This is a genomic window from Streptomyces sp. NPDC014995, assembly GCF_043080745.1.
Lineage (GTDB): Bacteria > Actinomycetota > Actinomycetes > Streptomycetales > Streptomycetaceae > Streptomyces.
Window position 1 is genome coordinate 233971 of sequence record NZ_JBIBVX010000012.1, and the last position, 12537, is coordinate 246507.

Annotated in this window: 13 protein-coding genes; 5 read left to right on the top strand and 8 right to left on the bottom strand. The window is 72.3% G+C overall.

The window, feature by feature from the left end; genetic code table 11:
- Positions 1–147: 147 nt before the first annotated feature.
- The gene (locus ACF1A1_RS24545) at positions 148–1509 is read left to right on the top strand and encodes an MDR family MFS transporter (protein ID WP_392002732.1); all 1362 of its coding nucleotides are present in this window, start codon (positions 148–150) and stop codon (positions 1507–1509) included.
- Between the two features lie 16 nt (positions 1510–1525).
- On the opposite strand, the gene ACF1A1_RS24550 is transcribed toward ACF1A1_RS24545, so the two are convergent.
- On the bottom strand, positions 1526–1954 hold the full coding sequence (locus ACF1A1_RS24550; RefSeq protein ID WP_392002734.1) for a DUF2000 family protein: 429 nt from the start codon (positions 1952–1954) through the stop codon (positions 1526–1528).
- A 49-nt stretch (positions 1955–2003) separates the two neighbouring features.
- Here ACF1A1_RS24550 and ACF1A1_RS24555 point away from each other — a divergent pair, with 49 nt between their 5' ends.
- The gene (locus ACF1A1_RS24555; RefSeq protein WP_392002735.1) at positions 2004–2837 is read left to right on the top strand and encodes an AraC family transcriptional regulator; all 834 of its coding nucleotides are present in this window, start codon (positions 2004–2006) and stop codon (positions 2835–2837) included.
- On the opposite strand, the gene ACF1A1_RS24560 is transcribed toward ACF1A1_RS24555, so the two are convergent.
- The 3 genes from ACF1A1_RS24560 to mshA all read right to left on the bottom strand — a co-directional run bounded on the left by ACF1A1_RS24560 (position 2819) and on the right by mshA (position 5514).
- Positions 2819–3622: a hypothetical protein gene (locus ACF1A1_RS24560; protein ID WP_392002737.1), complete on the bottom strand. Its 804-nt coding sequence runs from the start codon at positions 3620–3622 to the stop codon at positions 2819–2821. The two genes, ACF1A1_RS24555 and ACF1A1_RS24560, sit on opposite strands and share 19 nt — an antisense overlap.
- Before the next feature lie 61 nt (positions 3623–3683).
- Positions 3684–4184 carry a YbjN domain-containing protein gene (locus ACF1A1_RS24565; protein ID WP_392002738.1) on the bottom strand — a complete coding sequence of 167 codons (501 nt, stop codon included), beginning with the start codon at positions 4182–4184 and terminating at the stop codon, positions 3684–3686.
- Positions 4177–5514: a D-inositol-3-phosphate glycosyltransferase gene (mshA, locus tag ACF1A1_RS24570; RefSeq protein WP_392002739.1), complete on the bottom strand. Its 1338-nt coding sequence runs from the start codon at positions 5512–5514 to the stop codon at positions 4177–4179. Before mshA ends, ACF1A1_RS24565 begins: the two co-directional genes overlap by 8 nt.
- A 361-nt stretch (positions 5515–5875) precedes the next feature.
- Between mshA and ACF1A1_RS24575 the strand changes: the two genes are divergently transcribed.
- The 3 genes from ACF1A1_RS24575 (at position 5876) to ACF1A1_RS24585 (ending at position 9810) form a co-directional block, all read left to right on the top strand.
- Positions 5876–6685, top strand: coding sequence for a class I SAM-dependent methyltransferase (locus tag ACF1A1_RS24575; RefSeq protein ID WP_392002740.1), 810 nt, complete (start codon positions 5876–5878; stop codon positions 6683–6685).
- A gap of 188 nt (positions 6686–6873) precedes the next feature.
- Positions 6874–7974 carry an NlpC/P60 family protein gene (locus ACF1A1_RS24580; RefSeq protein WP_392002741.1) on the top strand — a complete coding sequence of 367 codons (1101 nt, stop codon included), beginning with the start codon at positions 6874–6876 and terminating at the stop codon, positions 7972–7974.
- 456 nt (positions 7975–8430) lie between these two features.
- On the top strand, positions 8431–9810 hold the full coding sequence (locus tag ACF1A1_RS24585) for a PP2C family protein-serine/threonine phosphatase (RefSeq protein WP_392002743.1): 1380 nt from the start codon (positions 8431–8433) through the stop codon (positions 9808–9810).
- 180 nt (positions 9811–9990) lie between these two features.
- Here the strand turns inward: ACF1A1_RS24585 and ACF1A1_RS24590 are convergent, their stop codons facing one another.
- From ACF1A1_RS24590 to ACF1A1_RS24605, 4 genes are all read right to left on the bottom strand, one after another.
- On the bottom strand, positions 9991–10326 hold the full coding sequence (locus ACF1A1_RS24590) for a DUF2516 family protein (RefSeq protein ID WP_392002895.1): 336 nt from the start codon (positions 10324–10326) through the stop codon (positions 9991–9993).
- Positions 10327–10557: 231 nt separating this feature from the next.
- The gene (locus ACF1A1_RS24595) at positions 10558–11232 is read right to left on the bottom strand and encodes a hypothetical protein (protein WP_392002744.1); all 675 of its coding nucleotides are present in this window, start codon (positions 11230–11232) and stop codon (positions 10558–10560) included.
- A 98-nt stretch (positions 11233–11330) separates the two neighbouring features.
- Entirely contained in the window at positions 11331–11783 is a 453-nt protein-coding gene (locus tag ACF1A1_RS24600; protein ID WP_392002746.1) for a helix-turn-helix domain-containing protein, read from the bottom strand.
- 171 nt (positions 11784–11954) lie between these two features.
- Positions 11955–12467: an HAD domain-containing protein gene (locus ACF1A1_RS24605; RefSeq protein ID WP_392002747.1), complete on the bottom strand. Its 513-nt coding sequence runs from the start codon at positions 12465–12467 to the stop codon at positions 11955–11957.
- Positions 12468–12537 lie beyond the last annotated feature (70 nt).

The window sequence follows — 12537 nt, forward strand, 5'->3', positions numbered from 1 at the left end:
TATGAGCGTAATCCAAGGCCCCCTGTCCACCTTCCCCCCGCCCGCAGGGCGGACGGTTGACGGTTTCTGTTAATTGAGTGGCCTCCGGCGGGCCTTCCTCCGTAAGTTCTCGTTACCGCCTGCGCCGCTTACATCGGGGGATCCTTCATGTCCGTCACCTCCTTGAGACGTGCCGCCCGGGAGACCGTCTCCGGGCTGCCCCGCGAGTTCTGGTGGCTGTGGACCAGCACCCTCGTCAACCGGCTCGGGGCCTTCGTCGCCACCTTCATGGCCCTGTATCTGACGCTCGACCGCGGGTACTCCGCCTCCTACGCCGGGCTCGTCGCCGCGCTGCACGGGCTGGGGGGAGTCGTCTCGTCCCTCGGCGGGGGCGTCATGGCCGACCGGCTCGGGCGGCGGCCCACGCTGCTCGTGGCCCAGGTGGCCACCGCCCTCTCCGTCGCCGCCCTGGGGTTCGTGCACCATCCCGTCGCCATCGCCGGTGTCGCCTTCCTCATCGGAATGGCCTCGCACGCCTCCCGGCCCGCCGTGCAGGCGATGATGGCCGACATCGTGCGACCGGAGGACCGGGTCCGGGCCTTCTCCCTCAACTACTGGGCCATCAACCTCGGCTTCGCCGTCTCCTCCATGGCCGCCGGCTTCATCGCCGAGGTCAGCTACCTCGCCGGCTTCCTCATCGAGGCCGGGATGACCCTCGTCTGCGCGGTCGTCGTCTTCCTCAAGCTGCCCGAGTCGCGGCCGGGCAAGGAGACCCAGGGCGGCAGGCAGGACGCCGTCGGGCTCGGGACCGTGCTGCGCGACCGGCGGTTCATGGGGCTCGTCGGGCTGTCCTTCCTCGTCGCGTTCGTCTTCCAGCAGGGGGCGGTCGGGCTGCCCGTGGCGATGGGCCAGGCCGGGTTCACCCCGGCCGACTACGGCATGGCCATCGCCGTCAACGGCATCCTCATCGTCGCCCTGCAGATCCCGGTCACGCGGTTCATCGAGCACCGGGACCCCGGCCGGCTGCTCGTGATCTCCTCCGTGCTCGCCGGGTACGGTTTCGGGCTCACCGCCTTCGCCGGGTCCGTCGGGGTCTTCGCGCTCACCGTCTGCGTGTGGACCCTCGCCGAGATCGTCAACGCGCCGACCCAGACGGGGCTCGTCGTCCGCCTCTCCCCCGTGCACGGGCGCGGGCGCTACCAGGGCATGTACACCATGTCGTGGGCCGTGGCGTCCCTGCTCGCCCCGCTCATGTCCGGCGTCGTCATCGACCGGTTCGGGGCGGAGTGGCTGTGGGGCCTGTGCGCGGTCGTCGGCACGGTGGCGGCGGCCGGGTTCGCCGTCCTGATGCGGCGGCTGCCGGAGGAGACCCCAGCGGGAATCCCGGCAGAGAAGCCGAGGGAAATCCCGGCGGGCATCCCGGCGGAAACGCTCGTGGAGACCTCCGAGGAGACCCCCGGCGAGATGGGCGACGGCTCCGCCCCCGATGCCGACGGACGCGGGACCAAGCCCGAGGTCAGCGCCGCCTGACCCGCCGGGCGGGGCCTCACGGGTGCATCCGCGCGCCCTTCAGCACCTTGTCCACCGCGTTCCGCGGGCCGTACACCGCCAGCCCCACCAGGTCGAGTTCGCCGGATCCCACGGCCCGCACCGCCGCGCGGTTGTCGCGGTCGTTGCCGGTGGCGAAGAGGTCGCCGGTGAACAGCGCGCGCGGGAGGGCACGGGACAGCACGCGCGCGTGGGCCGCCGTGATCGTCTCCTTCGTGCCCTCGAAGACCAGCACCGGCTGGCGGAACATCGGCAGGTAGGGGACGCCGTCCGCGTCCTCGTACGGCTCCCCGATCACCTCGGGGACCTGCGAGCCCAGACCGCTGACCAGGAACGCGGTGACGTTCAGGCGCTGCCAGGTCTCCAGGTCCTCGCGCAGCAGGACGGCGATCTTCGTGTCGAAGCGGATGGGTGCGTCGTCGTTCATGGTGCGAGACTGCCGTCCGGCGTGCGGCGGCGTCTTGTACGTTCTTTGCATGGCCGCCGCTCAGGACCGGGCCGCGCCGCCCACCGCCGACGTCTCCGCCTGGCGCCCCCGCGTCAAGGGCGTCGTGGAGGTCTTCCACGCGCACTTCACCGGGTACGCCTACCCGATGCACGTCCACGAGGCCTGGACGCTGCTCATCGTCGACGACGGGGCCGTACGGTACGACCTGGACCGGCACGAGCACGGGACGCCGCACGACACGGTGTCGCTGCTGCCGCCGCACGTGCCGCACAACGGCTCCCCCGTCACCCCGGACGGCTTCCGCAAGCGGGTGCTGTACCTGGACGCGAGCGTACTCGGGGAGGAGCTGATCGGGCCCGCCGTGGACGGGCCCGACCTGCGTGATCCCCTGTTGCGGCGGCGGGTCGGGCAGTTGCACGCGGCGCTCGCCCGGCCCGGCGACGAGTGGGAGGCCGACAGCCGGCTGACCCTGATCGGCGAGCGGCTGCGGAGCCATCTGCGGTCCACGGATCCGGTACCGGCGGCCCGCCGCGACCCCGTCCTCGCGCGCCGGCTGCGGGAACTCCTCGACGGGAGCGTGGTCGAGGGCGTCACCCTGGAGACGGCCGCCGCGCTGCTCCAGGCCCATCCGGCGCACCTGGTACGGGCGTTCAGCGGGGCGTACGGCATCGCGCCGCACCAGTACCTGACCGCCCGCCGGGTCGACCGGGCCCGTCGGCTGCTGCTCGACGGGCGTCCGGTGGGCGAGGTCGCGGTGGCCGCGGGCTTCTACGACCAGGCCCATCTCACCCGGCACTTCCGGAGGTTGGTCGGGGTGACCCCGGGGCGCTACTCGACCGCGCGCTACCTGACGTCGACGTAGTCGCCGGCCGCCGACGCGCCGCCGGTCGTGGCGGTCTCGCCGAAGGTCCAGCGCCAGTAGCCGTCGGCGTTCGCGGTGACCGTGGTCCTCAGGGCGCCCGTCGAGTCGGCGTTGACGATCCTGACGGTCGAGTAGGTGCTCGTACCGGCCTTGCGGAACTGCAGCCTCGCCGCCTTGCCGCCGTAGCCGACGTAGGTGTGCCTCGCCCGGTCGGCGCGCGTGAGCCTGCCGGTGACGGTGAGCGTCCTGCCCTTGACGACCGGTTCGGGGGAGGCGTTGACGGTGGCCTTCGCGGCGCGCTTGAGCTGCGTGCTGCCGAGGCCGGTCAGGTACTCCCGGCTCTTGAGCCGGTCGTCCGGCGTCCAGACCATCGCGTTGAAGGCGACCTTCCAGGTCGTGGCGTCGTTGTTGGAGTCCAGGCGGTAGGGCGGGGCGATGTAGAAGTCGCCGGCGCAGTTCGCGGCCCGGGAGTTGTCCTCGTCGCAGGTGATGATGCCGTGCCAGATGCCGCCGCTGGTGAAGCCCTGGGCGGGGGTGGTGTCGTGGTAGAGGAACGGGTTCGCGTCGATCGTGGCGAGCGAGTGGCCCGCCGGCCACGTCACGCGGAAGCTGACGCCGGGCCGCACCACCTGGGTGGTGCCGACGACGATGGGCTTGCCGCCGTTGACGTCCACGTTGGACACCGTGATGCCGGTGTCCGCCGCCTCCGCGGCCGGTGCGGCGAACGCCGTCAGGGCGAGCGCTCCCGCGAGTCCGGCCGCGGCGGTGGTTCTGCCTGCGCGCATGCGCGACCTCTTCAGAGCTGAAGGGACGAGTCGCGGCAGGCTAACAGCAGGTCAGCGGCGTTCAGTCGGCGGGACGGCGGGTGAGGTGGCCGAAGGCGTCCAGGTTGCGGGTGGACTCGCCGCGGGAGACGCGCCAGGCGTACTCCTTGCGGATCGCGGAGGCGAAACCGAGCTCCAGGAGCGTGTTGAAGGCGCCGTCGGCGGCCTCCAGGACCTGGCCGAGGAGGCGGTCGGTCTCGTCGGGGGTGACCCCGGCGAGGGGGAGGCGGGCGGTGACGTAGACGTCGCCGAGAGGGTCGACGGCGTAACTCACGCCGTACAGCTTGAGGTTGCGCTCGAGGAGCCAGCGGTGGACGCCGGACTCGTTCTCGTCGGGGTGGCGGATGACGAAGGCGTTCAGCGAGAGGGAGTGGCGGCCGACGATCAGGGAGACCGTCGTCTTCAGCTTGCGGGTGCCGGGGAGCTGGACCACGTAGGTGCCGGGCTCGGGGCTCTCCCACTCCAGTTCGGCGTCCTTCAGGACGCCTTCGATGACCTGCGTCGCGCGCTGCTGCTCACCCATGCTGGGAGCGTACGCGACGGCGGTGGGCCTGCGTCGCGGCCGTGTAGACGTCGGCGGTGGCGGCTGCCGCGGTGTCCCAGCCGAAGGACTGGGCGTGCCGGGCGGCGGCCGCGCCCATCCGGGCGGAGAGGTCCGGGGTGTCGGCGAAGTCCGCGAGCACGCGCGCGTAGCGGGCGGGTTCGTGGCCCTGCACCAGGAAGCCCGTCTCGTGGTCGCGGACGGCCACCGGCAGCCCGCCGACCGCGGCGGCGAGCACCGGCGTACCGGCCGCCTGGGCCTCTATGGCGACCAGGCCGAAGGACTCGCTGTAGGAGGGGACGACCAGGACGGATGCGGCGCGGAACCAGTCCGCGAGCTGGTCCTGTCCGACGGGCGGCCGGAAGCGTACGACGTCGCAGATGCCGAGGCGCGCGGCGAGCTTCTGCAGGCCCTCCGGCTTGGCGAGGCCGCTGCCGCTGGGGCCGCCGACGACGGGGACGACGAGCCGGGAGCGCAGTTCGGGGCGCTCGTCGAGGAGGACGGCCACGGCGCGCAGGAGGACGTCGGGGGCCTTGAGGGGCTGGATGCGGCCCGCGAAGAGGGGGATCAGTGCGTCCTGCGGGAGGCCGAGGCGGGCGCGGGCGGCGGCGCGGCCGTCGGCGGGGCTGAAGCGGTCGAGGTTGACGCCGGGGTGGACCACGGCGACCTTGCCGCGGTCGGCGGAGTAGTGCCGGACGAGTTCGTCGGCCTCCTCCGCGGTGTTGGCTATCAGGCGGTCGGCGGCGGCGACGATCTGGGTCTCGCCGATGACGCGGGCGGCGGGCTCGGGGGTGTCGCCGTCGGCCAGGTTGGCGTTCTTGACCTTGGCCATGGTGTGCATGGCGTGCACCAGGGGCGCGCCCCAGCGCTGGGCGGCCAGCCAGCCGACGTGGCCGGAGAGCCAGTAGTGCGAGTGTACGAGGTCGTAGTAGCCGGGGCGGTGGCCGGCCCACGCCTGCATCACGCCGTGTGTGAAGGCGCACAGCTGGGCGGGGAGGTCCTCCTTGGCGAGGCCCTCGTACGGGCCCGCGTCGACGTGCCGGACGAGGACGCCCGGGGCCAGGTCGACGGTCGGCGGGAGGCCGCCGGTCGTCGCGCGCGTGAAGATCTCGACCTCGATGTTGATCGCGGCGAGGCGCCGCGCGAGCTCCACGATGTAGACGTTCATGCCGCCGGCGTCACCGGTGCCGGGCTGGTGCAGGGGTGAGGTGTGCACGGAGAGCATGGCGACGCGACGGGGGCGACGGTGGAGCCTGAGCCGCGGGGGTGCCGCCGTAGAGCGACGCCCGAGCCTGCTGACGTAGTGGCTCACGTGGCGTTCCTCCTTGCTGCGGGCATGCCGGAAGGAGGGGGTGGGGCGCCCTCCAGGGGGTGCAACACCGGAGGAAGGCATTCCCATTCCGACGGCTCGGGGGCGGCGAGGGTTTTTTGCCCGGGCATTACCGGGGGTCGCTCAACCGTTCGAGAGTGGGGTGCGTCGCGGTCATGCGGTGGAGGCGAGGGGCGAGGGGCCGGGCTGCCAGGCGCCACGGGCCAGGGCCACGGAGCCAGAGGCTGCGGGCCAGAGGCTGCGGGGCCACGGACCACGAGCCGGAGATTGCGGGGTCACGGGTCCGAGGCATGCCGCTGCGGGCCGGGGAGGGCTTCCCCGCCCACCGCATACCCTCATAGGCATGACATCCCGCGCGACCCGCCCCGTGGGCACGGTTACGCGCGGGACGACCAACCCCAACCGGCTGCGCCGCATGGACCGCTGGATCGCCGCGGTCCACGGCGCCGAGCTGCGCCGCGCCGGCGCCCCCGTGGCCGTCGACCTCGGCTACGGCGCCGCCCCCTGGACGGCCGTGGAGCTGCTGACCCGCCTGCGCTCCGTCGCGCCGCACGCGCGCGTGGTGGGCGTCGAGATCGAACCGGCCCGGGTCACGGCGGCGAAGCCGTACGAGCGTGAGGGCCTCGTCTTCCGGCACGGCGGCTTCGAGGTCCCGCTCCCCGGGCGGCCGCACCTCATCCGCGCCGCCAACGTGCTGCGGCAGTACGACGAGGACGAGGTCGGCGCGGTCTGGGAGCGGCTGCGCGCACGGCTCGCCCCGGCGACGGGGGTGTCCGGCGGGGGGCTGCTGGTCGAGGGGACCTGCGACGAGATCGGGCGACGGCACGTGTGGGTCGCGCTCGGTCCGGAGGGCCCGCGCACGGTCACCTTCGCGACCCGGCTGGGATCCCTGGACCGGCCCTCGGACCTGGCGGAACGACTCCCGAAGGCACTGATCCACCGCAACGTGCCCGGCGAGCCCGTGCACGCCTTCCTCCGCGACTTCGACCGCGCCTGGGCCGCGGCAGCGCCGTACGCGGCCTACGGCGCCCGCCAGCGGTGGATCCGGGCGGTACGGGACCTGACGGCGGACTGGCCGGTCACGGACGGGCCGGGACGGTGGCGGCAGGGGGAAGTGACGGTGGGCTGGGGAGCCTTGGCTCCACAGGGGTGAGATCCCCCCGCCGGGAACGATCTCGACGAGGCGTTCGTCACAAAGACGACGAGATCGTCATCTCGGGGAGAGAACAGGGGCAAGGCAACCTCTGTCGTTTTCCGTCGTGTCGTGGCACGATCCCCAGGCGACCGTATGTTACTGACGGTTAATCACTTTTGATCTGCTTTTGGTTGTTTGGGGGACATATGGGTACGGGCAAGCGCGGCCTGATCGCGGCGGCCGTGACCGTGGTCTGCGCGGTCACCGTCCTGGCGGTGCCGGGTACGGCGTTCGCGGCCCCGAGCCCCACGCCGCTCCCGACGACGAACCCCAACCTGGCTCTGCCGCCGGCCGCTCCCGCCCCCGCCCCCGGCAAGGACCTCGAGGCGATCCGGGAGAAGCTCGACACGCTCTACCACGACGCCGCGGTCGCCACCGACGCCTACAACGCGGCGGAGGAGCAGGCCAAGAAGCAGTCCACGGAGCTCGTCGAACTGGCGAAGAAGATCGTCGAGGGGCGCGAGAAGCTGGCGGAGTTGAAGGACCGCGCCGGCGCCGCGGCCCGCTCCCAGTACCGCGGCGGCGGTCTGCCGGACGAGGCCCACCTGCTGCTCAGCGACACTCCGGGCGAGTTCCTCGACGGGGCGGGCCGGGTGATCCAGGGCCAGCGGGCGACCAAGGGCCTCATCGGCGAAATGACCCGCACCCAGCAGGACTTGGAGCAGTACGCCAAGGACGCCTCCGCGCAGTGGCAGAAGCTGGAGGCCAACCGCAAGGCCAAGGCGGAGGCCCAGAAGAAGATCGAGAAGCAGATCGCGGCGGCCGAGAAGCTCGAGTCCCAGCTGGAGAAGGAGGAGAAGGAGCGCCTCGCCCAGCTCCAGGAACAGGCCGCTCAGCAGGCGCAGACCGCCTGGCTGGACACCGGCATACTCGACGAGATCAAGGGCCAGGGGACCGCGCAGGGGCAGCGGGCCGTCCAGTACGCCACCGCGCAGATCGGCAAGCCGTACGAGTGGGGCGCCGAGGGCCCGTCCTCCTACGACTGCTCCGGCCTCACCTCCCAGGCCTGGGCGGACGCCGGCCGCGCCATCCCGCGTACCTCGCAGGAGCAGTGGCGGCAGCTGAAGCGCGTCCCCGTCAGCGACATGCGCCCCGGCGACCTGATCATCTACTTCGACGACGCCAGCCACGTCGCGCTGTACGTGGGCGACGGCGCGATGGTCCACGCCCCGCGCCCGGGCCGCACGATCACCGTCGCGGGGGCCGGTTCGATGCCGATCCTCGGGGTGGTCCGGCCGGACGCGTAAGCCCGTACGCGTACGGGCGCACGCATGAGGCCGGACACGTACGGGCGCACGCATGAGGCCGGACACACAAGACCCGGCGCATGAGGCCGGACGTGCAGGCGGCCGAAGCGTGGGACGCGGCGCGTGAGAACGGACGCGCGTGAGGCCGGATACGTAAGACGGACGCGGCGCGTGAGGCCGGACACAGCCGCGGCCCGCCCCCGTGACCACGGCCACGTGACCCACGGCACGCCCGTCGGCCGCCAAACCCGGTACTGACGTGACGTTCGTCATTCCGGTACCTCTCCCGCCCTGCCCAACTGCGGCGGATATTGCGGCATATGACAGTGGCCTGAGATCAAGCGGCGTGCTCCACACCATTCCGCTGCGGCGCCTTCTGCCGCTATGGTCCCCGTCGGTGGGTCGAGGTCCCTCGTCCCCGCCATGCCCTCGGGGGGAGGGAAGGAACCCACAACAATGCCCGCACCCGTACCGCGGCAGAGAGCGATCCCGGCCGTGGAGTGTGGTCAGGCGCAGGCCGCGCCCGCAGTCGGCGGCCCCTCCAAGGAAGAAGCCCCGCGCACGGACGACCGGAACGACATTCGCAACGCAGCGAACAACACGACGGTCGGGGACAACGCCATACCCGGCGACGGCGTCCCCCACGGCGTGAGCGCCGCCACCCACACCAATCTCACACTGCTGCTGATCGAGGACGACCCCACGGCCGCCCCGATCGTGCCCGACCTGCTGGACTCGGCCGGCAAGCCGATCCGTGTGCGCACCGCCCGCAACCTCACCGAGGCCGAGCGGCTGCTCACCGACGACGTCCACTGCATCCTGCTGGACCTCGCACTGCCCGCCCCGGGCCGCGTCGACGACGACGACGAGCTCGCCGTGCTCCGGCATGTGCTGCGGCTCGCGCCCCGGCACGCCGTGCTCGCGCTGACCACGTCCGGCGACGCCGAGCGCGGTGCCGAGGCGGTGCGCGTGGGCGCCCAGGACTACCTGTTCCGCGACGAGCTGGACGGCCGGCTGCTGAGCCGTGCCATCCGGTACGCCGTGGAGCGCAAACGGTCGGACACGGCCGAGCGGCGGCTCGCCGAGGGCAAGCTGCGCGCCCAGGAGAACGCCCGCCTGGAGCGCGGTCTGCTGCCCACGCCCCTCCTGGAGGGCTCCCCGCTGCGCTTCGCCGCCCGCTACCGCCCCGGCCGCTCGCGCGCGCTGCTCGGCGGTGACTTCTACGACACCGTCCGCACCCCGGACGGCACCGTCCACGCCATGATCGGCGACGTCTGCGGCCACGGCCCGGACGAAGCCGCACTCGGTGTGGAACTGCGGATCGCCTGGCGGGCGCTGACGCTGGCCGGCCTGTGCGGCGACGAACTGCTGAACACCCTTCAGCAGGTGCTGGAGCACGAGCGCGACAACGACGAGATCTTCGCGACGCTGTGCACGGTGGACATCGCGCCCGACGGCCGCCGCGCGGGCCTGTGCCTGGCGGGCCATCCGTCGCCACTGATCGCCCGCCCGGACCGGCCGGCCCGGCTGTTGCCGTACGACAACAACGGCCCCGCCCTCGGCCTGCTGCCGGGCGCCCGCTGGCCGCGGATGCAGGTCGAGCTGGGCGCCGAGTGGAGTCTGATGCTGTACACCGACGGTCTCATCGAGGGACACGTCGGCGAGGGCCGGGAGCGGCTGGGCCAGGACGGCATGGTGGAGATGATCCGCCGCCAGCTCGCGTCGGGCCTGCGCGGCGAGGACCTGCTGCGGGCGGCCGTCAACGAGGTCCGCGAGCTGAACGGCGGCGAGCTGACGGACGACGTGGCCGTGGTCCTGCTGGACCGGGTGGCGTAACGCTCCGCTGGGGGCGCCGTCGCGGATGCCCGCCGTTCGGCATGTCGCGGTGGGCCGACCGCGGGACGGCGGAATGCCCGTGCCCGGTCGCGCGCCCACGCGAGGCAGGGGGACCGGCGCGACGCAGCCCGGTACCGGAGCGGCGCAGCCTGGTACCGGCGCGGGGGCGGAGCGGGGTGCCTACCGGCCGCCGTTGTACGGCCCGTACGGCCCGTCGCTGCTGGAGCCGCCCCGGCTGCTGCGGCCGCCGCCCGGCAGGGAACGCAGGGCGGGCCGGACGTCGACCATGTACACGATGGTCGCGATCAGGCCGATGATCGGCAGGAACGACAGGATCGGAAAGATCAGGTTCACCACGAAGGCGATCCCGAGGATGATCATCCAGAAGGGCTTGGTCTGCTTGTCCGCCGCCCGGTAACCGTCCTCGCGGCGGATGGCCGCGTCGAACAGAGCGAACGCGCTGAACACGATCAGCGCCAGGCTCAGCAACGACATGAACCCCGCGAACCCCTGCATCAGCACAACGTCCACCACCCGACTCGGCACGACTCGGCTCGTCCTTTACGCGGTCACCGTACCCGCAACCGCGCTCCCGTTACCCGTACAACGGGCCGGGCACTGCCCGAGTGCCCGGCCCATCGCCGTATCCGTACAGGTATCCATAGCGGGATCGGCCTGCGGACCCGATGTGAACCCGCCTGCGGACCCGTATCCGGACCCGTCTGTGGATCTGTCCCCCCGCCGGTCTCACTTGGCCGGCGGAGTCGTCTTCTTCACGGTGGTGGTCCTGCGGGCCGGGGCCGGGGCCGGGGCCTTCTTGGCGGGGGCCTTCTTCGCCTGGGCGGGCTCGGCGGCCTTGGCCTCGGCGGGCTTCGGCTCCTCCTTGACCCGGACCGGCTCGGTCTTCGGCTCGTCCTTGCCCTCGACGACGATCGCCAGTTCCTCGATCTCCTCGGCGGCCTCGCCGCGCCAGGTCTTCACGGCCTGCTCGCCGTGCTCGGCGACCTTCTCGTAGGTCTCGCGGGCCTTCACGGCGTACTCGGCGGCGACGCCGACACTGCGCAGCGCGAGGTCCTGGGCGGTCTCGCCGAGCTTCTTCAGGTCGGCGTCGATCGTGGTGCCCAGCTTCTTCAGGTCACCGTCGATGGCGCCGAGGAACTCGCCGACCTTGGCCTGGAGGTTCTCCTGCGCCTCCTTGGCCTTGACGCCGGCCTCCTTGGCGCGGGTGGCGGCCTTCTCCTGAACGGACTTGGGGTCGGTGTTGCGGACGGCCTCGAACCGGGCCGGGGCCTCGGTGCGCAGCTGCTCGACCAGACCCGGCACCTTCTTCGCCTGCTTGAGGGCCAGGTCGGCGGTGCCGGCGGCGAAGTAGAGGGGGGTCGGGTCGGTGAAGGTCTTGCGCAGGTCGTCGGTGATGGCCATGGTGATGGTCCTCCGGTATTCGCGTTGTTGGCGTGCGTCGCGTTCGTGGATGTCGGTTGCCGCGGGTCCGCAGTCGGGCGGCCGGTCCCCTGGTCCGGTCAACCGGCCGTCTGCTGCGGACCGGCGTCGGTGCCGCCGGTCGTGCGGGTGGCGGGTACGGCGGCGGCGTCGTCCTGGGCGTCCACCGCACCGTCGCCGAGCGTGAATCCGTTCTCCTTGCGGAAGGACTCGTAGATCTGTAGCAGCGCCTGCTTCTGCTGCTCGGTCAGCGTGGGATCGGCGAGGATGACGGCGCGCGTCTCGACCTCGTCCCGGTCCCGCTCGGCATCGAGGATGCCGGCGCGGACGTACAGCGTCTCGGCGGAGATCCGCAGCGCCTTGGCGACCTGCTGCAACACCTCCGCGCTGGGCTTGCGCAGCCCGCGCTCGATCTGGCTCAGGTACGGGTTGGACACCCCGGCGGCATCGGCGAGCTGCCGCAGCGAGAGCTGAGCGTTTCGCCGCTGCTCGCGCAGGTACTCACCGAGATTGCCGACGTTGAGCGATGCCATGCCTCCAGCGTGCCCCACATCCGCTAACTTTTGCAAGCACCCGCTTGCAAAAGTGCGTCGTGTCACGGACGGGACGTATCCCCACAGATTCCCCGGCTCACCCGTGACACGAACCGGACGACACGGTGCCGGAAGACCGGGCGCTCGGATCATGCCGTGGACGGGCGGCCCTCATCGTGCACCGCTCCGAGGAACCGGCGTGGCAGGAGGGCGCGGCTGTCCGAGCCAGCCGTCCAACGCCGCGAGGTCCGCGTCCGTGAGGCCGTACCTGTGGTCCACGCGATGCAGGAGGGCGGGGGCCGGATGGTGGGCGGCGACCCAGGCCGCGTCGGTGGGCGTGATCTCGTCGTCGAGCCAGACGAAGGGCCGGCCGGCCGCCCAGGCGACCAAGGGCCGCGTCTTCCAGTGCAGGCCACCGAGTGCCGGGGTGTCCGGCCAGTCCACCACGGGCAGCGGGGGCAGGCCGAGCCACGGCGCCACGACGGCGTTCGCGTCGTCCAGCCAGGTCGTGGCCCACACCAGCTCGCACCCCAGAGCCAGCAGACGAGGGCCGAGGGACGGGTCGAGGCGGGGCAGGAGCGGGTGCGGGTGCGGATCGAGTCCTGTGCGGGCGCCGTGGACCGGGTACGGCCCCGGCCCGCCGAACGGGATCAGCGGCCCGTCGACGTCGAGGAAGAGCAGCATCACCGTCCAGCATCACCCGACCCACCCGAGCGCGGCCACCCCCACGAAGGCCCCCGCCCCAGCGCCCTCT